General features: G+C 69.7%; 21 protein-coding genes. 13 read left to right on the top strand and 8 right to left on the bottom strand.

Going from position 1 to position 25,598, the window contains the following annotated elements; translation table 11 throughout:
- Nucleotides 1–168 precede the first annotated feature (168 nt).
- From H0E84_RS01155 to H0E84_RS01165, 3 genes are all read right to left on the bottom strand, one after another.
- Entirely contained in the window at nucleotides 169–3,291 is a 3,123-nt protein-coding gene (locus H0E84_RS01155) for a TonB-dependent receptor domain-containing protein (protein ID WP_180676786.1), read from the bottom strand.
- 321 nt (nucleotides 3,292–3,612) lie between these two features.
- Nucleotides 3,613–4,413 carry an ABC transporter permease gene (locus tag H0E84_RS01160; RefSeq protein WP_180676787.1) on the bottom strand — a complete coding sequence of 267 codons (801 nt, stop codon included), beginning with the start codon at nucleotides 4,411–4,413 and terminating at the stop codon, nucleotides 3,613–3,615.
- Complete coding sequence (locus tag H0E84_RS01165) at nucleotides 4,410–5,393, bottom strand: ABC transporter ATP-binding protein (RefSeq protein WP_180676788.1); 984 nt, start codon at nucleotides 5,391–5,393, stop codon at nucleotides 4,410–4,412. Before H0E84_RS01165 ends, H0E84_RS01160 begins: the two co-directional genes overlap by 4 nt.
- 185 nt (nucleotides 5,394–5,578) lie before the next feature.
- Between H0E84_RS01165 and H0E84_RS01170 the strand changes: the two genes are divergently transcribed.
- The 6 genes from H0E84_RS01170 to H0E84_RS01195 all read left to right on the top strand — a co-directional run bounded on the left by H0E84_RS01170 (nucleotide 5,579) and on the right by H0E84_RS01195 (nucleotide 10,747).
- A complete protein-coding gene (locus H0E84_RS01170; protein WP_425600441.1) occupies nucleotides 5,579–6,343 on the top strand; it encodes a ferredoxin--NADP reductase in 765 nt (254 codons plus the stop codon).
- Between the two features lie 266 nt (nucleotides 6,344–6,609).
- Nucleotides 6,610–7,005: a hypothetical protein gene (locus H0E84_RS01175; RefSeq protein ID WP_180676789.1), complete on the top strand. Its 396-nt coding sequence runs from the start codon at nucleotides 6,610–6,612 to the stop codon at nucleotides 7,003–7,005.
- Nucleotides 7,002–7,202, top strand: a complete 201-nt coding sequence (locus H0E84_RS01180; protein ID WP_180676790.1) for a helix-turn-helix domain-containing protein — start codon at nucleotides 7,002–7,004, stop codon at nucleotides 7,200–7,202. The genes H0E84_RS01175 and H0E84_RS01180 overlap by 4 nt, the downstream gene beginning before the upstream one ends.
- Entirely contained in the window at nucleotides 7,199–8,716 is a 1,518-nt protein-coding gene (locus H0E84_RS01185) for an alpha/beta hydrolase (protein ID WP_180676791.1), read from the top strand. Before H0E84_RS01180 ends, H0E84_RS01185 begins: the two co-directional genes overlap by 4 nt.
- A 103-nt stretch (nucleotides 8,717–8,819) precedes the next feature.
- A complete protein-coding gene (locus H0E84_RS01190; RefSeq protein WP_180676792.1) occupies nucleotides 8,820–9,566 on the top strand; it encodes an ABC transporter ATP-binding protein in 747 nt (248 codons plus the stop codon).
- Nucleotides 9,563–10,747 (top strand): ABC transporter permease, encoded by a 1,185-nt coding sequence (locus H0E84_RS01195; protein ID WP_180676793.1) that lies wholly within the window; start codon nucleotides 9,563–9,565, stop codon nucleotides 10,745–10,747. Before H0E84_RS01190 ends, H0E84_RS01195 begins: the two co-directional genes overlap by 4 nt.
- A 109-nt stretch (nucleotides 10,748–10,856) precedes the next feature.
- Here H0E84_RS01195 and H0E84_RS01200 read toward each other — a convergent pair whose 3' ends face one another.
- The 5 genes from H0E84_RS01200 to rpmH form a co-directional block, all read right to left on the bottom strand.
- On the bottom strand, nucleotides 10,857–11,885 hold the full coding sequence (locus tag H0E84_RS01200) for an energy transducer TonB (RefSeq protein WP_180676794.1): 1,029 nt from the start codon (nucleotides 11,883–11,885) through the stop codon (nucleotides 10,857–10,859).
- Between the two features lie 101 nt (nucleotides 11,886–11,986).
- Nucleotides 11,987–13,330 carry a tRNA uridine-5-carboxymethylaminomethyl(34) synthesis GTPase MnmE gene (mnmE, locus tag H0E84_RS01205; RefSeq protein ID WP_180676795.1) on the bottom strand — a complete coding sequence of 448 codons (1,344 nt, stop codon included), beginning with the start codon at nucleotides 13,328–13,330 and terminating at the stop codon, nucleotides 11,987–11,989.
- Between the two features lie 126 nt (nucleotides 13,331–13,456).
- On the bottom strand, nucleotides 13,457–15,169 hold the full coding sequence (yidC, locus tag H0E84_RS01210; RefSeq protein WP_180676796.1) for a membrane protein insertase YidC: 1,713 nt from the start codon (nucleotides 15,167–15,169) through the stop codon (nucleotides 13,457–13,459).
- 13 nt (nucleotides 15,170–15,182) lie between these two features.
- Nucleotides 15,183–15,611, bottom strand: a complete 429-nt coding sequence (rnpA, locus tag H0E84_RS01215) for a ribonuclease P protein component (RefSeq protein WP_180676797.1) — start codon at nucleotides 15,609–15,611, stop codon at nucleotides 15,183–15,185.
- 56 nt (nucleotides 15,612–15,667) lie between these two features.
- A complete protein-coding gene (gene rpmH, locus H0E84_RS01220; protein ID WP_013536759.1) occupies nucleotides 15,668–15,808 on the bottom strand; it encodes a 50S ribosomal protein L34 in 141 nt (46 codons plus the stop codon).
- Nucleotides 15,809–16,029: 221 nt separating this feature from the next.
- On the opposite strand from rpmH, the gene dnaA reads away from it, so the two are divergent.
- The 7 genes from dnaA to H0E84_RS01255 all read left to right on the top strand — a co-directional run bounded on the left by dnaA (nucleotide 16,030) and on the right by H0E84_RS01255 (nucleotide 25,529).
- Nucleotides 16,030–17,349 (top strand): chromosomal replication initiator protein DnaA, encoded by a 1,320-nt coding sequence (gene dnaA / locus H0E84_RS01225; protein ID WP_180676798.1) that lies wholly within the window; start codon nucleotides 16,030–16,032, stop codon nucleotides 17,347–17,349.
- Between the two features lie 254 nt (nucleotides 17,350–17,603).
- Nucleotides 17,604–18,704: a DNA polymerase III subunit beta gene (gene dnaN, locus H0E84_RS01230; protein WP_180676799.1), complete on the top strand. Its 1,101-nt coding sequence runs from the start codon at nucleotides 17,604–17,606 to the stop codon at nucleotides 18,702–18,704.
- Nucleotides 18,705–18,783: 79 nt separating this feature from the next.
- Nucleotides 18,784–19,869 (top strand): DNA replication/repair protein RecF, encoded by a 1,086-nt coding sequence (recF, locus tag H0E84_RS01235; protein ID WP_180676800.1) that lies wholly within the window; start codon nucleotides 18,784–18,786, stop codon nucleotides 19,867–19,869.
- A gap of 127 nt (nucleotides 19,870–19,996) precedes the next feature.
- Nucleotides 19,997–22,456, top strand: a complete 2,460-nt coding sequence (gyrB, locus tag H0E84_RS01240) for a DNA topoisomerase (ATP-hydrolyzing) subunit B (RefSeq protein ID WP_180676801.1) — start codon at nucleotides 19,997–19,999, stop codon at nucleotides 22,454–22,456.
- 138 nt (nucleotides 22,457–22,594) lie between these two features.
- Nucleotides 22,595–23,401 carry a M48 family metallopeptidase gene (locus H0E84_RS01245; protein WP_180676802.1) on the top strand — a complete coding sequence of 269 codons (807 nt, stop codon included), beginning with the start codon at nucleotides 22,595–22,597 and terminating at the stop codon, nucleotides 23,399–23,401.
- A gap of 108 nt (nucleotides 23,402–23,509) precedes the next feature.
- Nucleotides 23,510–24,706, top strand: a complete 1,197-nt coding sequence (locus H0E84_RS01250; RefSeq protein WP_180676803.1) for a tetratricopeptide repeat protein — start codon at nucleotides 23,510–23,512, stop codon at nucleotides 24,704–24,706.
- A gap of 154 nt (nucleotides 24,707–24,860) precedes the next feature.
- The gene (locus tag H0E84_RS01255) at nucleotides 24,861–25,529 is read left to right on the top strand and encodes an energy transducer TonB (RefSeq protein ID WP_180676804.1); all 669 of its coding nucleotides are present in this window, start codon (nucleotides 24,861–24,863) and stop codon (nucleotides 25,527–25,529) included.
- Nucleotides 25,530–25,598 lie beyond the last annotated feature (69 nt).

Here is a 25,598-nt window from a genome sequence, read left to right on the forward strand (position 1 = left end):
CGGCACGGCCTGCAGGGCGCGGTCGACCTCGATGGGAGGGAAGCGGGGGGCGGTCGCGACGCGCCACCGGTCGTCGCGCGCGTCCGGCCGAGCCAGACGCTGCGACGAGTCTGAAAAAAAAGGCCCCGCGATCAGCGGGGCCTTGTCGGGGCGTTCAAGCAGGGACGCTCAGTAGAACTTCCACTCGAAGGCCAGATGGTAGCGGCGGCCGAGGATGTCGTAGTTGCCGATTCCGGCACCGAAGCCCGGGAACGGCGGATCCTCGTCGAGCAGGTTGCTGATCGCCAGGCGCAGCTGGCCATTCTCATTGAAGCGGTAGCTGGCTCCGCCGTTGAGCAGCCAGTAACTGTCCACCCGCAGGATGTCCCGGGTTTCATCCGTGTCGAGAATGTTGAACGCCGCTCCGCTCTGGTAGTTGGCGGACAGATTCAGGCCGACGTTGCCACGTTGCCAGTTTCCCAGCAGCTGGTATTGCCGTTTCGAGGTGCCGATTTCGTCCACCGCCGGGTTCGGGCTGGTTCCAGTGTTGTCGACGGTGAGCTCCTGCGGAAAATAACCAAGCAGCCCGACGCCGAACTGACCGAAGCGTTCGGTATCGAATCGGTAGCGGATCTCGGCCGAGTAGGCCTCCATATCGAAATAGCGGCCGTTGACGAAGCCGCTGACGAAGGTGGTCGCCTGGCCCGGATCCGAACTTCCCGGGGCGTTGCGGGTGATCTGGCTGCAGAACGAATTGGCGTTCGGGACATCGGCCACGTTGAAGTCTTCGTTGTCGAGGCAGGCCGAGGCCAGTTGCGTGGCCGTCAGGTTGGAGATCACGGACTCGATCTCGATCTTGTAGTAGTCCGCGGCGACGGTCAGCCCTTCGAGAAACGACGGTGCCCAGGTGAAGCCGTAGGTGATCGAATCCGCGCGCTCGTTGTCGAGATCTGGATTTCCGCCGGAGATGCCCTGGATCGAGGCGCCCGCCGCGGTCGAGGTGAAGGAGCTCAACCCGTAGTAGTCGAGGAATGCCTGGCAATTGCGCTGGCGCGCGTCCGGGTTCGGTCCGCCGTTGATGAAGCGGGAATCGCAAGGGTCGCCGGTAACGAACTGGAACGATGTGGCCTGCGGCAGGAACAGCTCGGTGATGGCAGGTGCACGGATGGAGCGGGTGAAGTTGCCGCGCAGCTCCAGGTCGTTGGCCGGCTTCCACTGCAGACCATAGGTGTAGGTGTTGGCGCGGTCGTTGATCGTGTTGTCTACCGTCCGATACTTGCCGACGAGCTCGAGCTTCTTCAAGCCCGGCAGTTCGCTGTCCGGATTCACCAGCGGGAGCACGATCTCACCGAAGAACTCGTCGGTGGTGAACTCGCCGTTCAGCGGCGTGATCGGGACCGAACGCCCCAGTCCCTGTTCGAGGAACGCACCCGGATCGAAGAGGCCGCTTTCCTTGCGGCGCTCGTAGCCGATGTTGTAGAGCAACGGTCCGCTCCAGAGTTCGAGCAGGGTGCTGGATATGTTGAGGTTGAAGACTTCCTGTTCCAGCAGTGCCTGCGACTCGGTGAGTTCGGTCACATATCTGCGTGCCGCCTCGCTGGGGCGCCCGTCGCCGAACATGTCGAGCGGTACGCAATCGGGATCGGCCACCGGTGTCCCTCCGCCCGGGATCACCAGGCCCGGGATGGCCGTCGGCGAACACACCGGCTGGCCCTGCGCGTTCGTGGTCACGTTCAGGGCATTGATGAATTTCTGCTGGTCGAGCGAGGTGCCGAAGAACCGCGAGTCGCTGCGGCCATAGTTGTAGGAGCCTTCCCAGTAGAAGATCCGCTCGCCGAGTTCGAAGCTGCCCTCCAGGCCCGCGACCACGCGACCCAGGTCGGTGGTGCTGCTGGCGTTGTTCGTGACCAGGTCGCGCGAGGCCTTGGAGAGGTTGAATTCCGAAACCCCCAGTTCCGCGAGGGTCGCCTGCGCCTGTGGCGTCAGCATCGGATGATCGCTCGGAAACCGGATCATCTGGCTCAGGCCGCCGAACAGCGGGGCGTTGTACATCCACTGATCGGTCAGTTCGGTGCCCTTGGCGGAATAGAAGGTCCCCTCGAGGAAGACGTCGACGTAGTCGGTCAGCCCCCAACGCATGGTGGTGTTGAAGGTGTTGCGCTCGACGTCCGATGTCAGCTGCCCCGCTTCGACCAGATTCAACCCGTCGCCGCCGCTCGCGTCGACTGCCGAGAAGGCGCTGCCTGGATCGTAGGGCACCAGGCTTCCGCCACTGTCGAACGCGAGGACCGTCTCTCCGTCCGGTCCGAATCCACCCGGGATCAGGTTGGCCGATCCGGGCCGGAACGGACCGGTGTCCACCGGAGAGATGAGCCCCCCGAACGGCGTGGTCCAGATGCGGCGGTTGCGGATCAGCACGCCGTTGGGGATTCCGTCGCCGCTGCCGGTGTTGTATGGGATGTCGGGATTGTAGCGGCCGTCGGTGGCGGCCGAACGCCCCGGAAACACCGCGCCGATCACGTCGGCCAGCGGGTTGGTGGTGTTGAAATAACCCGCCGCGAAGAAGTCGCGCTCCTTCTGGAGGACGCCCTGCACCTTGTCGTAGGACATCGAGAAGGTGACGTTGCCGCGCCCGTCTCCGAAGTTGTGCCCGAACAGCGCATAGCCGTTGTAGCGCTCGTTGTCGCCCCGCTCCGTCACGCCGTAGCTGAGGCCTGATTCGACGCCTTCGTAGTCCTTGCGCAGGATGACGTTGACGACGCCGGCGATGGCATCCGAGCCGTAGGTCGGGGCGCCGCCAATCGCGAGGTTCTCGATGCGCTCGACCATTGCGGTCGGGACCACGTTCAGGTCGACCTGGATACCCGGCGCGGCCGGCCCGAACAGGGTGGGCGGATTGCTGGAGACGAAGCGGCGTCCGTTGACCAGGGCCAGAGTCCGGTTGCTGCCCAGACCGAAGCGATCCACGAAATTGACGCCGACACCGAAAGTGGCCTGCCCGCCTTCGGGAGTGATGCCGACGCCGAAGCCCGGGATTTCGTTGAGCGCGTCGGCGATATTGGTCAGGCCGCGTTCGTCGATGTATTCGCGTGACACGACGGTGGCCGGCTCCAGCGTGTCGAAGCCGGCCCGGCGAATGCGCGAACCGGTGACGATGATGGCATCGAGCTGGGTCGCTTCGGCGGTTTCGTCGGTGCCTGGCGACGGCTCTGGTTGCTGGGCGTAGGCCGGCGAGGACAGTGCAAGGGCGACTCCGAGAGCAAGCACACTGCGGATCCGGGAACGGCCCCCGATATTTTGGATGACGATCATGTTTCCCCTCCCTGAATTGGCACCCCGCATCACGGAAGTTTCGGATCCGGGATTCCTATTCTTTACTCCTTAAACGAAGCGCTAACAAGCGCTGGCGCTCCTTCCTGCAGCGAATGTGCACATCTCGACTTTTGGATACCCGACTCAAGCCGGCAGTGAGAACCGCGGCGCTGCGGCGGAAGTTTTCCTTGTCCACCGCTTAACCGCCTGCCGGCGTCGCCGACAGGCGGTCGTGCAGCCCAGTGGCGCGCGAATCGCAGTGGTCGGGGACGCCGGTCGACGACGTATGAAAGGTGCCCGCCGGCGATCGGCGGTCTATCGTCAGCTGCGCAGGCCGACGCCGCGCTTGAGCAGCCACAGCCCGAGCGCCGCCAGCGCCGCCACGAACAGCAGCATCAACGTGTAGGCGGTCCACAGCGGCACGTCGCTCTGGCCGAGCAGGCCGTAGCGGAACGCGTTGACCATGTAGAAGATCGGGTTGGCATGGGTGGCCGCCTCGGCCCAGCCGGGCAGCAGCTGCACCGAATAGAACACGCCGCCCAGGTAGGTCAGCGGGGTGAGGATGAAGATCGGCACGATCGCCACGTCGTCGAACTTCTTCGCGTAGACCGCGTTCACGAACCCGGCCAGGGCGAAGATGGTCGCGCCGAGCAACACGGTGGTGAAGGTCACCAGCGGATGCGGAATACGCACGGTGGTGAACAGCATGGCGATGCACAGCACGATCGCGCCCACCGCCAGCCCGCGGGCGACCGCACCGGCGACGTAGCCGGACAGCACCACCCAGGCCGGCATCGGGCTGACCAGCAGTTCCTCGACGTGGCGGCCGAACTTGGCGCCGAAGAAGCTCGAGGAGATGTTGCCGTAGCTGTTCTGGATCACGCTCATCATCACCAGGCCGGGGACGATGAAGGCCATGTAGCTGACCCCGCCCATTTCGCCGATCCGCGCACCGATCAGGCCGCCGAAGATCAGGAAGTACAGGGTCATGGTGATCGCCGGCGGCACCAGGGTCTGCGCCCAGATCCGCAGGATCCGCGAGATCTCGCGGCGCACGATGGTGCCGAGCGCGACCAGGTTGCGCTGCAGGGTGGTGGGCCCGCGGGCCGCCGCGCCGCTCATGCGCCGCGCTCCGCCACGGTCGGCGCCTGCGCCGGCGGCGCGCCGGCCTCGCCGGTCAGACGCACGAACAGCTCCTCGAGGCGGTTGGAGCGGGTGCGCATCGAGCGCACCCGCACGCCGGCGGCGTCGAGCGCGGCGAACACGCGGTTGAGGTCCATCGCCCGCGGCAGTTCCACGTCGAGGGTGTGCTCGTCGGTGGCCTGCAGCCCGACCCCGGGGATCGCCGGTAGCGGCGCCGGCGGCGGACCCTCGATGTCGAGCACGAAACCCTCCACGTCGAGCCCCGCCAGCAGGGTGCGCATCGGCCCCTGCTCGATGATCCGGCCATGGTCGATGATCGCCAGGTTGCGGCACAGGCTCTCCGCTTCCTCGAGGTAATGGGTGGTGAGGATGATGGTGGTGCCGGCAGCGTTGATCTCGCGCAGGGTGCGCCACATGCCGCGGCGGATCTCGATGTCGACACCGGCGGTGGGCTCGTCGAGGATCAGCAGCCGCGGCCGGGTCATCATCGCCCGGGCGATCATCAGTCTGCGCTTCATGCCGCCCGACAGGGTGCGGCTCATCACCTGGGCCTTGTCCCACAGCTGCGCGGCGCGCAGCTCCTGCTCGGCGCGCACCAGTGCCTCGCGGCGCGGGATGCCGTAGAAGCCGGCGTAGTTGACCAGGATGTCGAAGGGCTTCTCGAACAGGTTGAAGTTGATCTCCTGCGGCACCAGGCCGAGCAGGCGCATCGCCGCGTCGCGGTCGCGCGCGAGATCCACGCCGAACACCGACACCTCGCCGCTGGTCTTGTTGACCAGCGAGGAGACGATGCCGATCAGGGTGCTCTTGCCGGCACCGTTGGGGCCGAGCAGGGCATAGAAGTCGCCGGGGTCGACGTCCAGCGACACGCCCTTGAGCGCCTCGACGCCGCCGGCGTAGGTCTTGCGCAGCTCGCGCACCGACAGCGCCGGCGCGGTTTCCGCTGGAATCCGGGACATTCGTGATTGCCTGTGCCGCGAGCCGCGCGGCGAATCCCGGTATTATAGGCGGCCGCGCGGCGACGCCTGCGCGACGTTGCGTTGCGCGGCCGCTCCCGCCGGCCGCTGCGACGTTCCGCCCGCGATCGCCGCCGCGTCGCGCATCTCATTCCTTCGCGGCCTCCGGCCGCACGAGCCGGTACCCCGTGGCCATCCAGCACTTTCCCCTCAAGCTCGTCGACCGGCGCATGCTCGCGCCCGGCATCGCGCACCTGAGCTTCGTGCGCAGCGACGGACAGCCGCTGGACTTCATTCCGGGCCAGTTCGTGCAGGTGCATTTCCAGTACGCCGACGGCAGGCCGACCAAGCGCAGCTACTCGCTGGCGACGGTGCACGACCATGCGCTCGGCCCCGGCGAGGCGGTCGAGATCGCGGTGAGCTACGTGCCCGGCGGCGCCGCCACGGCGCTGTTCGAGGGCCTGCCCGAGGGCGGCGAAATCGACGCGAGCGGTCCGTTCGGGCGGTTCTGCCTGATGCCGGCCGACGCCAACCGGCGCTACCTGCTCATCGCCACCGGCACCGGGGTGACGCCGTACCGGGCGATGCTGCCGCTGCTGGAGCGGGCGATGGCCGAGCGCGGCGTCGAAGTGGTGCTGCTGTTCGGCGCGCGCAGCCCGGCCGAGCTGCTGTACGGCGAGGAGTTCCGCGCCTTCGCGGCGAACCATCCCGGCTTCCGCTTCGTCCCGTGCTTTTCCCGCGAGCTGCCGGCGCCGGGTTCGGCGCAGACGCACGCCGACGTGCGTCACGGCTACGTACAGCAGTTCCTCGACGAGTTCGCACCCGATGCCGAGGGCGACATCGCCTACCTGTGCGGCAACCCGAACATGGTCGACGCCTGTTTCGAGGCGCTGAAGGGCCACGGACTGCCGGTGGCGCGGATCCGCCGGGAAAAGTACGTCAGTAGCAAGTAGCGCGTGGCGGCGGGCCTTCCGGCATGCGCAGCGCGCACGGGTCCCTCTCTTCGGAACCGCTTGCAACCGGGACGGCCGGAGCGGCGCGTGCGCGCTCTTCATGGGAAGCGACTTGCGGCTGGAGGTGAGCGGGCCCGCCCGCAACGCCATGCATGCGATGTCGCGGCAGAGCCGATCCGGGCCGGTTCCGGCGACGTGTCAAGTCAGCTTGACATCCGCCCCGCCCTGCGCCAGTCTGCCTGTCAAGCATCCTTGACATCACGGCCATGCAGACTGTCGCCCGCAAACATCTCAAGCAGGAATTCCTCCCGGCCATGGCGGCCTATGCCCTGGTGCTGATCGCGAGCGTGTCCGCACTCCGCCATGTCGACGCGATCGCGCTGCGCTCGGCGCTCGCGCTGCTGCCGCTGGTTCCGATCGGGTTCGCGGCCCGTGCCATGCTGCGCTACGTCCGCGCCTGCGACGAGCTGCAGCGGCGGATCGAACTGGAAGGCATGGGGATGGGGGCGCTGCTGCTGTGCCTGTGCACGTTCGCCCTGGGCCTGCTGGGTTCTGCCGGAGTGCTGCGCCTGGACGGCACGGTGGCGCTGATCTGGATCATGCCGGCGTACGTGCTGCTGTACGCCGTCTGCAAGTGCGTGGCTGCGCGGCGCTACCGGTGAAAAGCAGGGTCCGTGCGCTGCGCGAGGCGCAAGGCTGGTCACAGGCGCAGCTCGGCGAGCGTCTAGGCGTTTCAAGGCAGACGGTCAATGCCATCGAGACCGGCAAGTACGACCCCAGCCTGCCGCTGGCGTTCCGCATCGCCCGCGCGTTCGGCGGGTCGATCGAATCCATTTTCCTGTTCGAGGACGAGGCATGAAAACGAGGTTGATCCTACCGATGCTGCTGGCCGCGGCGCTGCTCGCCGGCTGCGAGGCCGGAGCTCCGGCCGGCGCCGCAGGAGAGGCCGCCGGTGCGCGCCGGTTCGGAACCCTGAGCCTGCGGCCCTGCACGACCGGCAGCGACGCCGCCAGGGTCGAGGCGTTTTGCGGCGCCCTCGAAGTGCCGGAGAATCGCTCCGCTCCGGAGGGCCGGCGGATCGACCTCGACATCGCGGTGCTGACGGCGAGCGGCCGCGGCGGCGCGGCGGAGGATCCGGTGTTCTTCCTGGCCGGCGGCCCGGGGCAGGCCGCCACCGAGGTAGCCCCGCAGATCGGCCATGCCCTGCGCGAGGTCCGCAGGCAGCGCGACATCGTGCTGGTGGACCAGCGCGGCACCGGCGGCTCCAACCCGCTCGACTGTCGCGACGCCGATGGCGCCACGATCGAGCTGGACGGTACCGAGCTGCCCGACGTGGAGTCGCTGGTGGCCTTCGCGCGGCGTTGCGCGGCTTCGTTGGAGGGTCGCGCCGATCCGCGGTTCTATACCACCGCCGAGGCGGTCGCGGATCTCGAGGCGGTGCGCGAGGCGCTGGGGGCCGAGCGCATCAATCTGGTGGGCGGCTCCTACGGGACCCGCGTGGCGCAGCAATACGCCGCTCGCCACCCCGAGCGCGTGCGCAGCATCGTGATCGACGGCGTCGCGCCGAACGACCTGGTCATCGGTGGCGAGTTCGCCCACACCTTCGAGGACGCGCTGCGCCTGCAGTCGCAGCAGTGCGAGCGGTTGCCGGCCTGCCGCGAGCGTTTCGTCGCCGACATGCGCGCGCAGCTGCGCACGGTGATGGCGCAGCTGGAAGCGGCGCCGGTCGAGGTCGAGTACCGCGATGCGGCCACCGGCGAGAGCCGCCGCGACACGCTGACCGCGGACACCGTCACCGGTCTCGCCTTCATGTTCTCGTACGCCCCCCAGACCGCTTCGCTGCTGCCGCTGGTGATGGACGAGGCCGACCAGGGACGGTACGCGCCGTTGATGGCGCTCACCCGGATGATGGGCGAGCAGGTCGGCGGCCAGATCAACCGCGGCATGCAGTGGTCGGTGCTGTGCGCGGAGGATGCCGACCGCTACCGCGCGGCCGACGCCGAGGCCGAAGACACCCTGCTCGGGCCGGAGGTGGCAGAGCTGTTCTTCGCGCCCTGCGCGGTGTGGCCGCACGGCGGCCGGGGCGAGGCGTTCAGCGCCCCGCTGCGGGGCGAGCTGCCTGTGCTGCTGCTGTCCGGCGAGCTCGATCCGGTCACGCCGCCGGCGTATGCCGAACGCGTACTGCAGGCGCTGCCCAACGGCCGCCACCTGGTGCTGCGTGGCCAGGGCCACGGCACCCTCGGTCTGGGCTGCGTGCCCAAGCTGCTGGCGCAGTTCATCGAGTCGACCGATGCCGGCGCGCTCGATGCCGAGTGCCTGGACAGCATGACCTACGTGCCGCCGTTCACCAGCTTCAACGGCTGGGACCCATAGCGCGCGAGTGGCGGCGGGCACGCCTGCCGCCGCGACCACCGGCCAGCCGCGCTCGCCGTTGCGATTCCCACCCCCCCCCCAATTCCCGACCACGGCCCATCCCATGATCACAGCCCAGCAACTGCACAAGGCGTTCAAGACCAAGACCGGCACGGTCAAGGCGGTGGACGGCGTCGATTTCAGCGCCGCGGACGGGCGCATCACCGGGCTGCTCGGCCCCAACGGCGCCGGCAAGACGACCACGCTGCGCATGCTCTACACGTTGATGCGCCCCGACAGCGGCGAAGTCCGCGTCGACGGCATCGATGCCGCCGCCGATCCGGCGGCGGTGCGCCGGATCCTCGGCGTGCTGCCGGACGCGCGCGGCATCTACAAGCGGCTGACCGCGCGCGAGAACATCGCCTACTTCGGCGAACTGCACGGGCTGTCCAAAGCCACCATCGCCGAACGTACCCGCGCGCTCTCGGCCAAGCTCGACATGGACGACATCCTCGACCGCCGGACCGAGGGCTTCAGCCAGGGCCAGCGCACCAAGACCGCGATCGCGCGGGCACTGGTGCACGACCCCAAGAACGTCATCCTCGACGAGCCCACCAATGGCCTGGACGTGATGACCACCCGGGCGATGCGCGAGTTCCTGCTGCGGCTGCGCGACGAAGGCCGCTGCGTGATCTTCTCCAGCCACATCATGCAGGAGGTCGCCGCGCTCTGCGATCGCATCGTCATCATCGCCAAGGGCCGCGTGGTCGCGGCCGGCAGCGCCGACGAGCTGCGCGCGCGCTTCGGCGAGGACAACCTGGAGGACGCCTTCGTCCGCGCCATCGGTTCCGAGGAGGGCCTGCAGGCATGAGCACGTACAACGTTTCCGCGATGCTGGCGGTGATGCGCAAGGAGCTGCGCGACATCGGCCGCGACCGACGCACCCTGGCGCTGATCCTGCTGATGGGCCCGCTGCTGTATCCGCTGCTGATGCTGGGCATGGGCGCGCTGGCCGAGAACCGCGCCAAGACCCAGCAGGACAAGCTGCTGGAGGTGCCGGTGATCGGCGCGGAGCATGCCCCGAACCTGATCGCCCACCTGGGCACGCTGGGCATTCGCGCGGTCGCGGCGCCCGACGACCTGGACGCGGCGATCGCGCGCCAGGACGTCGATGTCGCGATCGAGATCGGCGAGGACTTCGCCGCGGACTGGCATGCCGGACGCCCGGCGCGAGTGGAGATCATCAGCGACAGCACCCGCCGCAACGCCGAGGTCCCGGTCGCGCGCGTGCGCGGCGCGCTGGCCGCCTACGGCGACCAGGTCGGGGTGCTGCGGCTGATGGCGCGGGGGATCAGCCCGGCGGTGGCGCGGCCGCTGGCGCTGGGCAGCCGCGACCTGGCCAGCGACGAAGCGCGGCGCGGCATGCTGCTGTCGGTCCTGCTGCCCTACCTGCTGATCCTGTCGAGCTTTCTCGGCGGCGCCTACCTGATTCTCGACGCCACCGCCGGCGAGCGCGAACGCCAGTCGCTGGAACCGCTTCTGGCCACCCCGGCGGCGCGCGGCGCGCTGGTCTCCGGCAAGATCGCCGCGGCCTGCGCGCTCGGGCTGCTGTCGCTGCTGCTCACGCTGCTGGCGTTCAAGGCCAGCGCGCAGGTCGCCGAAACCGCGCGCATGCTCGACGTCAGCTTCCACGCCATCGCGCGCATGCTGCTGGTGCTCGTGCCGATGCTGTTGATCGGCACCTCGCTGCTCACCCTGCTGGCGGCCTCGGCCAAGAGCATGAAGGAGGCGCAGAGCCACATGACCTGGCTGATGCTGCTGCCGATGGTGCCCACGTTCGTGCTGATGGTGAACCCGGTGAAGACGCAGCTGTGGCAGTTCGCGGTGCCGTTCCTGGCGCAGAACCAGCTGCTGCTCAAGATCATCCGCGCCGAGGCGATCGCCCCGCAGGTCTGGGCGATCTACCTTGCTGCCAGCCTGGCGCTGGCGGGGCTGCTGTGGCTCGGCGCCGTGCGCCGCTACGGCCAGGAGAAGCTGGCGGTTTCGGGCTGAACGGGTCGCCGCGCCGGCGGTCCCGGGAAGCTTCCAGGCGCGGATACGAACACGCCCGGCCGGAGCCGGGCGTTCCTGGTGCGGATCGGCGGGCGCGGCCCGCGCGCCCTCAGCCGCCGGGCGAGAAGGCGATCGACCGGCGCGTGGTGATCGACTCGCCCACCGGCTCGAAACGCCAGCGGCGCACCGCCGAGACCGCTTCGCGATCGAAGACCCTCGGCGGATCGGCGCGCACCACGCGCGCGCTGCTCACCGAGCCGTCGGGCGCCACCGTGAACTCCACCAGCACCTCGCCCGACTGGCCGCTGCGCAGCGCCTCGACCGGATAGCGCGGCGCCGGGGTGCTGATCGCGCGCAGATCGGCGGCCGTCGGAGCCGCCGCCTGCTGGGCGGCGCGCTGCTGGGCGGCGCGCTGCTCCGCGGCACGCTGTTCGGCCGCACGCTGTTCGGCCGCGCGCTGCGCCTCGGCTTCCTGCGCCGCCGCCGCCGTGGCCGCGGCCTGGCGCTCGGCATCCTGCTGGGCGGCCAGGTCGCGGGCGGCCTGCTCCTGCTGCTGCTGTTGCTGGCGCTGGCGCTCCTGCTCCAGCTGCTGCTGGCGCTGTGCCTCCTGCTCGGCGGTCAACTGCTGCTGCGCGGTGCGCTGGGCCGCGGTTTCCTCGGCCGTGTCGATGCTGGCGGTGAGGCGCTGCAGCGCGGGGTGGGACTTGTCGGCGCGCTGGATCAGCGCCAGCAGGCGCCGGGCCTCCTCGAAGTCCTCCCGGTCGCGGCTCTGCTCGGTGGCGATGACGGTCATCGGCAGCAGGTCGGTCAGCGCGCTGGAGGCGCCGGCGTCGCCGGGCTGCCGCTCGCGCAGGCCGAGGTAGTACTCCATGGCATTGTCGCCGGCCGGCGCGTACAGGCGGCTCTCCTGGTAGGCGGTGGATGCCGCTTCGCGCAGGTCCTCCGCGCTCATCGTCGCGGTCTGGTCGACCTCCGGCCCCGGTTCCGCCTGGGCTGCCGGCGCGGTGGGCCCCGCGGCGGGCGACGCCGGCGGTTCCGCCTCGTCCCGGGAACAGGCCAGCAGCGCGCAGGCGAGCCCCGCGCCCACGGCCAAGCGATACCAATGCGGGCGCGAGCGCCCCTCGTGTCTGGAAACCATTGCCGAAACTCCCCCTGAGTGCGAAGACGCACGTATGCCTAGGACGCGACAGTGCAGGCCGTTTGTCAACACCCCATCTGCTGCGTTAGCGGCCGCGACCGTCATTTCCCGATGCAGAAGGTCGAAAAAATGTGACCGAGTAGATCGTCCGGCGCCACGCGTCCGGTGATCGCGCCGAGTTCGTCGTGGGCCGCGCGCAGCGCCTCCGCGGCCAGGTCGAGGGTCTCGTCGCGCAGCGCGACACGCGCCGCCGCGAGCTCCCGGGCGGCACGCCGCAAGGCCTCGACGTGGCGCGCGCGCGCGCTGAATGCGCCCTCCGCCGGCGCCCCGCCCAGGGCGGCCTGCCGCAACCGCTCGCCCAGCGCGTCGAGACCCGCACCGGTACGCGCCGAAACCCGCAGCACGTCCGGCGCCGGTGCCGACGCGCGAGTCCCGGGGTTGGGTCCGAGCAGGTCGGCCTTGTTGTGCAGCCACAGCCGCTGCGGCACCGCGGCGACCGCCGCCACCACGGCTGCCCGCCCGGCGTCCGGATCGCGCGCATCCAGCACCACCAGGGCCAGGTCGGCCTGGGCCAGTTCGGCGGCGGCGCGGCGCATGCCCTCGCGCTCGATCGCGTCGCCGCCTTCGCGCAGCCCGGCGCTGTCGACCAGGGTCAGCTCCACCCCGCCCACCCGCACCGTCTCGCGCAGCAGGTCGCGGGTGGTGCCGGCGGCCTCCGCGACGATGGCGCGGTCGCTGCCGGCCAGGGCATTGAGCAGCGAACTCTTGCCGGCGTTCGGGGGGCCGACGATCACCGCGTGCAGGCCGTCGCGCAGGCGGCGCCCGCGCTCGGCCGCCGCTCCCAGGTCCGCAAGCGCGGCGACCGCGGCGTCCACCGCCGCATGCAGCGCGGCGCCGCCCAGGGTGTCGAGCGGCTCGTCGGCGAAATCGATGCAGGCCTCCACCTGCACGCGCAGCGCGAGCAGCTGCGTCGCCAGCGCCTCGACGCGACGGGAGAACTCGCCGTCCAGCGAGCGCCGCGCCGCGCGGGCGGCATGGACGTCGGCGGCGGCGATCAGGTCTGCGACGGCCTCGGCCTGGGCCAGGTCGAGGCGGCCGTTGAGGAAGGCGCGCTCGCTGAACTCGCCCGGCCGCGCCGGCCGGGCGCCGAGTGCGCAGCAGCGCGCCAGCAGCTGCTGCAGCACCGGCTGGCTGCCGTGCGCCTGCAGCTCCACCGCGTCCTCGCCGGTATAGCTGGCGGGCGCGCGGAACAGCAGCGCGATGCCGTCGTCGATCGGCTCGCCGGCGGCATCGCCGAAGCGCACGTGGTGGGCATGGCGCGGGCGCAGGCTGCGGCCGCAGATCGCGGCGGCGATGGCGGGCGCGGCGGGGCCGGAAAGCCGGACCACGCCGATCCCCCCGGCTCCGGGAGCGGTGGCGACAGCGACGATCGTCTCGGTGCTCACGGTGCGTTGGCGGTCTGCGCTATCGGGGAGCCGGGACTGCGGCCGGACGACGGACGTGCCCCCGGCCGCAGCCGCAGAGGCGGCCGCTACCGGCGTTCCCGTCCGCCGCTGCCGCGGCGGCCGGGCTCACGCCTTCGCCGGCCGGTCGCTGTACTTGCGGATGAACCACCACTGCTGGGCGAGGCCGAGCAGGCCGTTGGTGACCCAGTACAGCACCAGGCCGGCCGGGAAGAAAATCATGATCGCGCCGAACACCACCGGCATCAGCTGCATCATCCGCTGCTGCATCGGGTCCATGCCGGTCATCGGCGTGAGCTTCTGCGTGGCCCACATCACCGCGATGTTGATCACCGGCAGGATGAAGTACGGGTCGCGCGCGGTCAGGTCCTGGATCCACAACATCCATGGCGCGTGGCGCAGTTCCACCGATTCGAGCAGCACCCAGTACAGGGCGAAGAAGATCGGCATCTGCAGCAGGATCGGCAGGCAGCCGCCGACCGGATTGATCTTTTCCTTCTTGTACAGCTCCATCATCGCCATCTGGAACTTCTGGCGGTCGTCGCCGTAGCGCTCCTTGAGCTGGGCGATGCGCGGCTGGAACTTGCGCATGCGCGCCATCGACTTGTACTGCGCCGCCGACAGCGGGTACAGCGCCGCCTTTACCACCAGCACCAGGCCGACGATCGCCCAGCCCCAGTTGTTGAGCAGGCCGTGCACCTTGTCGAGCAGCCAGAACAGCCACTCGCCGAGGAAGGCGAATATCGCGAAGCGCGAGTAGTCCACCGCGCGGTCGAGGCCGCGCACGCCCTGGGCGTTGATCTGCTGCACCAGCTTGGGCCCGACCCACAGGCGGGCGCTGGTGGCGGCCTGCTGGCCGGGAGCGACACTGACGCCCGGACCGACCTCGCGCACCAGGTGGCGCGGACCGTCGACGTGCAGAGAGATCGTGCTTTCGGCGTCGCCCTCGGGAATCCAGGCGCTGAAGAAGTGGTGCTGCAGGATCGCGATCCAGCTCTCGCTGGCCTGCAGGTTGAGCGGACCGTCGTCGGCGAAGTCGCCGAACGTTCGGCGGTCGTAGCCGTCGACGCCGCTGTACCAGGTGGCGCCGCTGAAGCTGAAGGACTCCGGATTGGTCATGCCGCGCTTGACCGAGGGCGGCACCCGCGTCAGCTGCCGGTAGACGAAGCCCTGCCAGGGCTGGCTGCCGGCGTTGACCACCGTATCGCGCACGTCGATCGCGTAGGAACCGCGGCGCACGGTGAAGGTGCGGCGGATGGTCACGCCGTCGGGGCCCTGCCACAGGAATGGGACGTCGACCTCGTCGGCGCCGGCGGCCACGCGGTGGACGCGCTCGCCGCCTTCCGGGACGAAACCGTTCTCGTGGGTGGGCGCGGCGCTGGCCTGGCTGACCCAGCCGCTCTGCGCCGCGTAGTAGCGCGCCGGGTCGCTGTCGAACAGCTTGACCGGCGGGCTGCCCTCGTCGCGGGTCTGGGGAAAGCCGAGCAGTTCGGCGTCGACCACGTTGCCGGCGCGCAGGGTCAGCTGCAGGACGTCGCTGATCACCGTCACCGCATCGCCGGCGGCGGCCGGCGCCGTGGCCTGCATGCCCGGCTCGGGCGTGGCGACCGACGACGGGGCTGCAGGCATTTCCGGCGCCGCGGGAATCGCGGCGGTGCCGCTGCCCCCCTCGGGGGCCGACGGCGTCGCGCCGGTCGCGGTTGCGGCGGACGGCGATGGCGGGGCCTCCGGCGCCGCGGCCTTGTCCCGGTTCCACTCCATCCACAGCAGCGTCGCCACCATCAGCCAGGCGAGGATCAGGAAGGTGCGGGTCTGGTTCATCAGGCGGGCAGGCTCATGCGCCGGAGCGGTCCGGCGTGGGGACGGTGGTCGGGTCGAATGCGGAGGAAGCGCGGGGCATTGTGCCGTCCGGGGGCGGCGGCGGCAACGCGCCCGCCCGCGTCAGCACCGCCACGAAGCCGGTGCGCAGCAGCGCCGACGCCGTCTTCGCGGCGGCCGGCCGCGCCACGACCACGTACGCGCCGGGCCGCAACTGCGGGCGCAAAGCGCGGAACTGTTCGCGCAACGCGCGCTTGATGCGGTTGCGCCCGACCGCGGTGGCGTCGACCTTGCGCGAGACCGCCAGGCCCAGCCGCGGCGGCGTGCCGTCGTCGAGCCAGTGCAGCGCCAGCAGCGGCGCGGCGGTGCGCCGGCCCTGCTTGAACACGCGGTCGAAATCGGCGCGCGCGCGCACCCGGGCCTGCTTGGGGAAGCCGGCGGTCATCGGAGGATGGAACCTGGGAACCGGGCCGCCGGCGGGGCGGCCACGCGGGCGACGGGTCAGGCCGTCAGGCGCTTGCGCCCCTTGGCGCGGCGGCGGGCCAGGATCTTGCGGCCGTCGGCGGTCTTCATGCGGGCACGAAAACCGTGGTCGCGCTTGCGCTTGAGGTTGCTGGGCTGATAGGTGCGCTTGGTGGCCATGGTGACGCTCTCGTGCAGGGACGCGACGGAAAGAACCGGCGATTCTAGCCGGCGGCCCGCATGACGGTCAACCAAGGCGGGACCGACCGACCGACGGGAAGGACCCGCGGCAATGGTGCCCCCGGGGGGGCAGTGGTAGTCTGCCCGATCACACCTTGCCCGCCCGCGCCGCGACGCCTGCCGTTGTCCGGCGCCTTTGCCGACGCTGGACGCAACACTCGATGGATGCATGGCCTCGCTGTCTCGAACGCCTCGAAGCCGAACTGCCGGCCGAGGACGTCCATACCTGGCTCAGGCCACTGCAGGCCGCGCGCCGCGACCACACCACCGTGCTCTATGCCCCCAACGCCTTCGTCCGCGACGAAGTCCGTGCACGCTATCTGGTCCGCATCCGCGAGCTGCTCGGTCACTTCGGCGACAGCGACGAAGTAGCGCTGGAGATCGGCTCGCTGCCGCGGGCCGCGGCGCTGGACACCCTGCCGGTGATGGCGCCGGCCGCACCGGCGGCCGAAGCCTTCCACGGCAATCTCGACACCCACTACACCTTCGACAATTTCGTCGAGGGGCGCAGCAACCAGCTGGGCCGCGCCGCTGCCTGGCAGGCGGCGCAGAAGCCGGGCGACCGCACCCACAATCCGCTGCTGCTCTACGGCAGCACCGGCCTGGGCAAGACCCATCTGATGTTCGCGGCCGGCAACGAGATGCGCCGGCAGAACCCGGCGGTGCGGGTCCTGTACCTGCGCTCGGAACAGTTCTTCAGCGCGATGATGCGGGCGCTGCAGGACAAGGCGATGGACGGATTCAAGCGCCATTTCCAGCAGGTCGACGCGCTGCTGATCGACGACATCCAGTTCTTCGCCGGCAAGGAGCGCACCCAGGAGGAGTTCTTCCACACCTTCAACGCGCTGTTCGACGGCCGCCAGCAGATCATCATGACCTGCGACCGCTTCCCGCGCGAGGTCGAGGGCCTGGAGCCGCGGCTGAAGTCGCGGCTCGCCTGGGGCCTGTCGGTGGCGATCGACCCGCCGGATTTCGAGACCCGGGCGCAGATCGTGCTGTCCAAGGCTCGCGAGCGCGGTGCCCGGATCCCGGAGGACGTGGCCTTCCTGATCGCCAAGAAGATGCGCTCGAACGTGCGCGACCTGGAGGGGGCGCTCAACACGTTGACAGCGCGCGCCAACTTCACCGGGCGCAGCATCACCCCCGAGTTCGCCCAGGAGACCCTGCGCGACCTGCTGCGCGCGCAGATGCACAGTGTCGGCATCGCCAACATCCAGAAGACCGTGGCAGACTACTACGGCCTGCAGATCAAGGACCTGCTGTCCAAGCGTCGCACCCGTTCGCTGGCCCGTCCCCGGCAAATGGCGATGGCGCTGGCCAAGGAGCTGACCGAACACAGCCTGCCCGAGATCGGCGATGCGTTCGCGGGGCGCGACCACACCACCGTGCTGCACGCCTGCAGGCAGATCAAGACCCTGCAGGAGACCGATGGCAAGCTGCGCGAGGACTGGGAGAAGTTGATCCGCAAGCTCAGCGAGTAGGCGGGCGGGCCGGCAAAGGCTGGGGGCAAGTGCCCGCGTAGCTGTGGACAAGCTGGGGAGCAAAATCGGCTCCGCAATCTGTCCACAGGTTGTCGGCTCCGGCCGGGCCGGTTATCCACCCGGTTGTCGTTTCTAAATTCTCTTGATTATCAATACGTTGCATGAGTTATCTCCCGGTTTTCCGGGCACCATCACCACCAGATTTTGATTTATCCAATTCTTCTAGAACCAGGGCAACGGGAGACAGGACCGGCATGCGCTTCAGTCTGCAACGCGAAGTGTTTCTGAAACCGTTGGCGCAGGTGGTCAACGTCGTCGAGCGCCGGCAGACCCTGCCGGTGCTGGCCAATCTGCTCGCCCAGGTGAGCGACGGACGGCTCTCGTTGACCGGCACCGATCTCGAGGTCGAGATGGTGGCGCGCACGCAGGTGGACGACGCCGAGGACGGCGAGACCACGATTCCGGCGCGCAAGCTGTTCGAGATCGTGCGCGCCCTCCCCGATGGCAGCAAGGTCACCGTGTCGCAGTCCGGCGACAAGGTCACGGTGCAGGCCGGCCGCAGCCGCTTCACCCTGGCCAGCCTGCCCGCCAACGACTTCCCGGCGATCGACGACGTCGAAACCACCGAGCGCGTCCAGGTGCCGGAGGCGGCGCTCAAGGAGCTGATCGAGCGCACCGCGTTCGCGATGGCGCAGCAGGACGTGCGCTACTACCTCAACGGCCTGCTGTTCGACCTCGGCGACCGGCGCTTGCGCTGCGTGGCGACCGACGGTCACCGCCTGGCGCTGTGCGAGGCCGAGCTGGAGGCAACGGTGGCGACCAAGCGGCAGATCATCGTGCCGCGCAAGGGCGTGCAGGAGCTGCAGCGCCTGCTCGAGGGGAGCGATCGCGAACTCGAGCTGGAGATGGACCGCAGCCACCTGCGGGTGAAGCGCGACGACGTCACCTTTACCAGCAAGCTGATCGATGGCCGCTTTCCCGACTACGAGGCGGTGATCCCGATCGGCGCCGACCGCGAGGTCAGGATCGACCGCGAGGTGCTGCGCGCGTCGCTGCAGCGTGCCGCGATCCTGTCCAACGAGAAGTACCGCGGCGTGCGCATCGAGGTCTCGCCAGGCCTGTTGAAGATCAGCGCCCACAATCCCGAGCAGGAGGAGGCGCAGGAAGAAGTCGAGGCGGAGACCAGCGTCGACGACCTGGCGGTGGGCTTCAACGTCAATTACCTGCTCGATGCCCTCTCGGCGTTGCGCGAGGAGCATGTGATTCTGCAGCTGCGCGATGCCAACTCTTCGGCGCTGGTGCGCGAGGCCGGCAATGAGCGCTGTCGTCACGTGGTGATGCCGCTGCGCCTGTGACCATGTCGTTGTTCCACGTGAAACGCGAACGCCCGGCCTGGTCCGGGCGTTTTGCCATCCAGCGCCCGGGGATCGGTCGATGCGGGTGATCCGGCTGAACGTGCGCAATGTGCGGCGCCTGGAGGATGTGGAGCTGGCCCCTGGGCCGGGACTGAATCTGTTGGTGGGCGACAACGGCGCCGGCAAGACCAGCGTGCTGGAGGCGCTGCACCTGATGGCCTATGGGCGCAGCTTTCGCGGACGGGTCCGCGATGGGCTGGTACGTAGCGGCTGCCCCGCCCTGGAAGTCTTCGTGGAATGGTCGGAGCGGGAAAGCGGGCGCACGCGCCGCGCCGGGCTGCGCCACGGCGGCGGCGACTGGAGCGGGCGGCTGGACGGAGAGCCAGTGGCGCAACTCGGCGACCTGTGCGCGGCGCTGGCGGTGGTGAGCTTCGAGCCCGGGAGCCACGCCCTCATCTCGGGAGGCGGGGAACCCCGCCGCCGTTTCGTCGATTGGGGCCTGTTCCACGTGGAACAGGGATTCCTGGCCCTGTGGCGCCGCTACGCGCGGGCCCTGCGCCAGCGCAATGCCCTGTTGAAGTCGCTGGCGCCTCCGGAGCAGCTGGATGCCTGGGATCGCGAGTTGGCCCTGGCCGGAGAGCCGCTGACGGCCGCCCGCCAACGCTACCTCGAGCGCCTGGAGCCCTTGCTGCAGGAAGCTGCGACCGAACTGGCGCCGATGCTGGGCGCCGCGACGCTGCAGCTGCAGCCCGGCTGGCGCCGTGCGGAACTCCCGCTGGAGGACGCGCTGCTGCTGGCGCGCGAACGCGATCGCGCGCTCGGCCACACCAGCGCCGGTCCGCATCGTGCGGACTGGCGGCTCGATTTCAGCGCTGCTCCCAACCGCGAGCCCCTGTCGCGGGGCCAGACCAAGCTGGCGGCCCTGGCCTGTCTGCTGGCGCAGGCCAGGGACTATGCTGCCTGCCGTGGCGAGTGGCCGGTGGTGGTGCTCGACGATCTCGCCTCGGAGCTGGACTCGGCACATCGCCAGCGGGTCCTGGCGGCGCTGCAGCGCGGCGACGCCCAGGTCTTCGTCAGCGGCACCGACTGGCCCGAGACGCCGGCGCACGCCGGTGCTCCGGCCGTCCTGTTCCACGTGGAACAAGGCCGGGTCGCGCGCGTCTGAGCCCGCCCACGCGCGGCTTGCTCATCTGGCCGAATGCTATAATCGGCAGGTTGCGCCCCTATAGCTAATGTGTCCCGCCGACGCGGGCCGCAGCGGCGTCCGGGGCCGCCCAGCCCAGAAGACGCGAATGACCGAACAGACCCCCGAGCAGCCCCAGGCGGGCGGCACCGCATACGATTCGTCCAAGATCACTGTGCTCCGCGGCCTGGAGGCCGTGCGCAAGCGTCCCGGCATGTATATCGGCGACGTGCACGACGGTACCGGCCTGCACCACATGGTGTTCGAGGTCGTCGACAACGCGGTCGACGAGGCGCTGGCCGGACATGCCGACGAGATCGTGGTCATCATCCATGTCGATGGTTCGGTGTCGGTCTCGGACAACGGACGCGGCATCCCGGTCGACATCCACAAGGAGGAGGGGGTGTCGGCGGCCGAGGTGATCCTCACCGTGCTGCATGCGGGCGGCAAGTTCGACGACAACAGCTACAAGGTCTCCGGCGGCCTGCACGGCGTCGGCGTGTCCGTGGTCAACGCCCTCTCCGAGCACCTCTGGCTGGACATCTGGCGCGACGGCCAGCACCACCGCCAGGAGTACGCACTGGGCGAGCCGCTGTATCCGCTCAAGACGCTCGGTCCCTCTGACAAGCGCGGCACTCTGCTGCGGTTCCGTCCCGCCGCGGCGATCTTCACCGACACCGAGTTCCACTACGACATCCTGGCTCGCCGCCTGCGGGAGCTGTCGTTCCTGAATTCCGGCGTGCGCATCGCCCTGAACGACGAACGCGGCGACGAGCGCGGCGAGCCGCGACGCGACACCTTCGAGTACGAGGGCGGCATCCGCTCGTTCGTCGAGCACCTGGCACAGCTGAAGACCCCGCTGCACCCCAACGTGATCTCGGTCTCCGGAGAGCAGAACGGCATCACCGTGGAGGTGGCGCTGCAGTGGACCGACGCCTACCAGGAGACCATGTTCTGCTTCACCAACAACATCCCGCAGAAGGACGGCGGGACCCACCTGCAGGGATTCCGCGCCGCCCTGACGCGCACGCTGAGCAACTACATCGAGCAGAACGGCATCGCCCGCCAGGCCAAGATCACCCTGTCCGGCGATGACATGCGCGAGGGCATGATCGCGGTGCTGTCGGTCAAGGTGCCGGATCCGAGCTTTTCCTCCCAGACCAAGGAGAAGCTCGTCTCATCTGATGTGAGACCCGTAGTTGAGGGCACGTTCGCTGCGCGTTTGGAGGAGTTCCTCCAGGAAAACCCCGCGGAGGCACGCGCCATCGCCGGCAAGATCGTCGATGCGGCCCGCGCCCGTGAAGCGGCGCGCAAGGCCCGCGACCTGACTCGCCGCAAGGGCGCGCTCGACATCGCCGGCCTGCCGGGCAAGCTGGCCGACTGCCAGGAGAAGGACCCGGCGCTGTCGGAGCTGTTCATCGTCGAGGGCGACTCGGCCGGCGGCTCGGCCAAGCAGGGCCGCAACCGCAAGACCCAGGCGATCCTGCCGCTGAAGGGCAAGATCCTCAACGTCGAGCGCGCGCGCTTCGACCGCATGCTGGCCTCCGCGGAGGTCGGCACCCTGATCACAGCGCTCGGCACCGGCATCGGCAAGGACGAGTACAACCCCGACAAGCTGCGCTACCACCGCATCATCCTGATGACCGATGCCGACGTCGACGGCAGCCACATCCGCACCCTGCTGCTGACGTTCTTCTACCGGCAGATGCCGGAACTGATCGAGCGCGGCCACATCTACATCGGCCTGCCTCCGCTGTACAAGATCAAGCAGGGCAAGAGCGAGCTCTACCTCAAGGACGATGCCGCGCTCGATGCCTACCTGGCCAACAATGCCGTCGAAGGCGCGGCGCTGGTGCCCGCCGAGGGCGAGCCGGCGATCGAGGGCGCGCAGCTGGAGAAGCTGTTGCTGGCCTACGCCGCAGCGCGCGAGGCGATCGCCCGCAACGCGCATCGCTACGATCCGGCGGTGCTCGAGAGCCTGGTCGACGCCGCGCCGCTCGATGCCGCGCATCTGGGCGACGACGCCCGGGCAAGGCAGGTGCTCGACGGCCTCGAGACCCGGCTCAACCGCAGCGGCCTGGGGCGCCCGCGCTATGTCCTGCAGCTGCAGCGCGACGCCGAGGGCGCGCCGAACACGCTGCTGGTGATCCGCCGCCACATGGGCCTGGAGCAGCAGCAGGTGCTGCCGCTGGCGGCGTTCGAGGGCGGCGAACTGCGATCCCTGCGCGAGGCCGCCGCACTGCTGCACGAGCTGATCCGCGAAGGCGCGCGCATCGTCCGCGGCAGCCGCAACCAGGCCGTGGCGAGCTTCGCCGAGGCGCAGGCCTGGCTGCTCGACGAGGCCAGGAAGGGACGCCAGATCCAGCGCTTCAAGGGCCTGGGCGAGATGAATCCCGAGCAGCTCTGGGAGACCACGGTCAACCCTGAGACCCGGCGCCTGCTGCAGGTGCGGATCGAGGACGCGGTGGCCGCCGATCAGATCTTCAGCACGCTGATGGGCGATGTGGTCGAGCCGCGGCGGGGGTTCATCGAGGACAATGCGCTCAAGGTGGCCAATCTCGATGTCTGAGCACGGCGGTCATCCCGGCGTCATCGCCTCGCGCACAGGATGGCCTCTTGCTGCGCGCACGCCACGTCGCCCCGGCGGCTTGACGAATTTTTAATCTGGGCCGGTCTACAACGGCCCCTTGCCTACCAGAAGCCCGCCATGAAACCGTCTTTGCTCGCGCTCGGCGCCGTCTTCGTGCTGGCCGCCTGTGCCACCACGATCTCGCCCACTGGACGGACGCAGTACGTCGGCGCGGTGCCGGAAGCGCAGCTCAACCAGCTCGGCAGCCAGGCGTTCGCCGAGATGAAGGCCAAGCAGAAGCTGAGCACGGATGGCCGCCAGAACGCCTACGTGACCTGCGTGGTGAACGCCATCGTCGGCCAGCTGCCGGCGCAGCAGCGGCAGATCGGCTGGGAGTCGGCGGTCTTCGCCGACGACAACCCCAACGCGTTCGCACTTCCCGGCGGCAAGGTCGGGGTCTACACCGGCATCTTCGGCGTCGCCCGCAACCAGGACCAGCTGGCGGCGGTGATCGCCCACGAGATCGGCCACGTCACCGCACGCCACCACGACGAACGCATCACCCGCCAGGCCGGAGCCAGCGGAGCGCTGCAGGTGGTCGGGTCGCTGCTCGGCTCGCGCTACGGCGAGGGCGTGGGCAATGCCGCGGTGCAGGGCGGCGGGATCGCCGCCCAGGCGGGCTTCCTGCTGCCCGGCTCGCGCGCGCAGGAGAGCGAGGCCGACGTGATCGGCCAGCAGCTGATGGCCGGCGCCGGGTTCGATCCGCGCGCCGCGGTGACCCTGTGGCAGAACATGATCGCCGCCGGCGGCAGCCGGCCGCCGCAGTGGCTGTCCACGCATCCCGATCCGCAGAGCCGCATCGGCGAGCTGCAGTCGCGCGCGGCGAGCCTGGTGCCGAGCTACGAGCAGGCGCGCGCCGCCGGCCGTGTGCCCAGATGCGGCTGAGCCGCGGGCAGCCGGCGGATCGTCGCCCCCGGCCGCGACGGCCGGACCCGCGACCCCAATCCAGCGGCCCCCGGCCGGCGTATCCAGCAACAACAGAAAGGTGAAGCAATGAAAGCGATGATCCAAGCGCCCGCCCTGCTCGCGCTCGCCATGGCCGCTGCGCTCGGCGCCAGCGCGCCGGCGACCGCCGCCGTGCAGCCGGGGGCCGATGCCGCCGCCCAGGAGTGCCAGCGCCGCGGGCGCGGCGCGGCCAAGCCCGAGGAGCTGTACCCGCAGGCCACCCGCGAACAGCCGGGAACGCGCTCCTCGCCGCGCATGGGATCGCGGTTGAACAAGCTGGGCGAGGCGTTCGAGGAGGAGCGCTACGCCGAGGTCATCGAGCTGGCCGACGAGATCCTCGCCGAGGAGCGCGCCAACGAGTACGACAAGGCCTATGCGGCGCAGCTCGCCGCCAATGCCGCCTATGCCGAGGGAGACAGCGAGGCGGCCATGGCCTACCTGCGGCAGAGCCTCGAGTTCGACGCGCTCGACAACAACGGGCACTACCAGTCGATGATGATGCTGGCGCAGGTGCAGGCGCAGGAGGACCGGATCGACGAGAGCCTCGCCACGCTCGAGCGCTTCCTGGAGGAAACCGGTACCGACAAGGCCGACGACTTGGCGCTGAAGGGCCAACTGCTCTATCAGCAGGAACGCTACGCCGAGGCGATCCCGGCGCTGAAGGCGGCGATCGACGCGGCGGAGTCGCCGCAGTCGGGATGGGTGCAGGCGCTGATGGCCGCCTATGCCGAAACCGGCCAGACCGCCGAGGCGACCGCCCTCGGCGAGCAGATCGCCGGCAACGCGCCGGACGACAAGCGCTCGCAGCTCAACCTGGCCAGCATCTACATGCAGGCCGACCAGAACGACAGGGCGATCGAGGTCATGGAGAAGCTGCGCGCCGCGGGCCAGCTGACCGAGGACCGCGAATACCGCAATCTGCTCGCGCTCCATCTGAACACCGATGGCGGCGAGCAACGCGCCATCGAGGTGATCAACGAGGGCCTGCAGAAGGGCGTGCTCGAGGAGAACCACCAGACCTACGTGGCGCTGGCCCAGGCGTACTACTTCTCCGACCAGAGCGAACCGGCGATCGAGGCCTACCGCAAGGCGGCCCCGCTGGCTCCGGATGGCGAGAGCTACCTCAACCTTGCCAAGGTGCTGGCCGGCGAAGGCCGCGACGCCGAGGCCAAGCAGGCCGCGCAGCAGGCGCTGGACAAGGGACTGCAGCGGCCGGAGGAGGCCCGGCAGCTCCTGGCCAGATAGGCGGCGCCGGCTCCCGGTCGCGATGACGGGCAGTTGGTAACCGCTGTCAGGATTGGTATAGACTTGGGGATTCCCGTTGCCCTTCGAACGGCAACGGGATTCCGAACAACTAGACCGGGGCGCTCCGGCGTCCGGACAGACTTGAGTTCCCCGCATGACGCAACGCTTGCCGACGATCGACAAGAGCGACGAAGACGAAGGCCTGAACTGGGCGCGCATCACCGGCTTCACGATGGTGATCGCCTTCCATGCGGCCGCCGTGCTGCTGCTGCTGGCCCCGGTCAACCCTCCCGGCGCCGGACCCGAGGAGGAAGAGGTGACCCAGGTGGTCATCATCGAGCCGCCACCCCCGCCGCCGCCGCCGCCGCCGCCGCCGCCCGAACCGCCCAAGCCGCGCGAGATCAAGGAACTGGTGCCGCCGCAGCCGACGCCGACCCCGCCGCCGCCGGAAGATCCGCCGGTCGTGTTCGACGAGCCGTCGCCGATCGACACCCCGGCGCCGCCGCCGGCACCGCCGGCACCGCCGGCGCCGCAGGAGAGCATCGCCGCCAGCGTCGATATCTCCTCCAAGAACATGAATCCGCCCAAGTACCCGCCGTCCGCGCTGCGCGCCGGGATCCAGGGCACCGTGGTGCTGATCGTCGAAGTCGACGCCCAGGGCAACGTCACCGACGTCTCGGTGGAAACCTCCAGCCGCAACCGCGACCTCGACCGCGCCGCGGTGCAGGCCGCGCGCCGGTGGCGTTTCAACCCGGCTTCGGTCGACGGTCGTCCGGCCGCCGGCCGCGTGCGCGTCCCTGTGGACTTCAACCTCGGCGGCTGATCGTGCGCCGGGCCGCGTCACCTGACTTGCTTCGCCCGCAACATCCGTTTCGCGTCACCGATCCATCCA

The sequence above is a fragment of the Luteimonas salinisoli genome (genome assembly GCF_013425525.1).
Taxonomy (GTDB): Bacteria; Pseudomonadota; Gammaproteobacteria; order Xanthomonadales; family Xanthomonadaceae; genus Luteimonas; species Luteimonas salinisoli.

Bases quoted from the DNA above. Each gene is read 5' to 3' on its own strand.
- H0E84_RS01185 (WP_180676791.1), top strand. From the start codon at position 7,199: ATGAAAACGAGGTTGATCCTACCGATGCTGCTGGCCGCGGCGCTGCTC.
- H0E84_RS01245 (WP_180676802.1), top strand. From the start codon at position 22,595: ATGAAACCGTCTTTGCTCGCGCTCGGCGCCGTCTTCGTGCTGGCCGCC.
- rpmH (WP_013536759.1), bottom strand. From the start codon at position 15,808: ATGGCCACCAAGCGCACCTATCAGCCCAGCAACCTCAAGCGCAAGCGC.
- rnpA (WP_180676797.1), bottom strand. From the start codon at position 15,611: ATGACCGCCGGCTTCCCCAAGCAGGCCCGGGTGCGCGCGCGCGCCGAT.
- H0E84_RS01195 (WP_180676793.1), top strand. From the start codon at position 9,563: ATGAGCACGTACAACGTTTCCGCGATGCTGGCGGTGATGCGCAAGGAG.
- H0E84_RS01155 (WP_180676786.1), bottom strand. From the start codon at position 3,291: ATGATCGTCATCCAAAATATCGGGGGCCGTTCCCGGATCCGCAGTGTG.
- H0E84_RS01190 (WP_180676792.1), top strand. From the start codon at position 8,820: ATGATCACAGCCCAGCAACTGCACAAGGCGTTCAAGACCAAGACCGGC.
- H0E84_RS01165 (WP_180676788.1), bottom strand. From the start codon at position 5,393: ATGTCCCGGATTCCAGCGGAAACCGCGCCGGCGCTGTCGGTGCGCGAG.
- H0E84_RS01250 (WP_180676803.1), top strand. From the start codon at position 23,510: ATGAAAGCGATGATCCAAGCGCCCGCCCTGCTCGCGCTCGCCATGGCC.
- dnaN (WP_180676799.1), top strand. From the start codon at position 17,604: ATGCGCTTCAGTCTGCAACGCGAAGTGTTTCTGAAACCGTTGGCGCAG.
- H0E84_RS01255 (WP_180676804.1), top strand. From the start codon at position 24,861: ATGACGCAACGCTTGCCGACGATCGACAAGAGCGACGAAGACGAAGGC.
- H0E84_RS01200 (WP_180676794.1), bottom strand. From the start codon at position 11,885: ATGGTTTCCAGACACGAGGGGCGCTCGCGCCCGCATTGGTATCGCTTG.
- gyrB (WP_180676801.1), top strand. From the start codon at position 19,997: ATGACCGAACAGACCCCCGAGCAGCCCCAGGCGGGCGGCACCGCATAC.
- recF (WP_180676800.1), top strand. From the start codon at position 18,784: ATGCGGGTGATCCGGCTGAACGTGCGCAATGTGCGGCGCCTGGAGGAT.
- yidC (WP_180676796.1), bottom strand. From the start codon at position 15,169: ATGAACCAGACCCGCACCTTCCTGATCCTCGCCTGGCTGATGGTGGCG.
- H0E84_RS01175 (WP_180676789.1), top strand. From the start codon at position 6,610: ATGCAGACTGTCGCCCGCAAACATCTCAAGCAGGAATTCCTCCCGGCC.
- dnaA (WP_180676798.1), top strand. From the start codon at position 16,030: ATGGATGCATGGCCTCGCTGTCTCGAACGCCTCGAAGCCGAACTGCCG.
- H0E84_RS01160 (WP_180676787.1), bottom strand. From the start codon at position 4,413: ATGAGCGGCGCGGCGGCCCGCGGGCCCACCACCCTGCAGCGCAACCTG.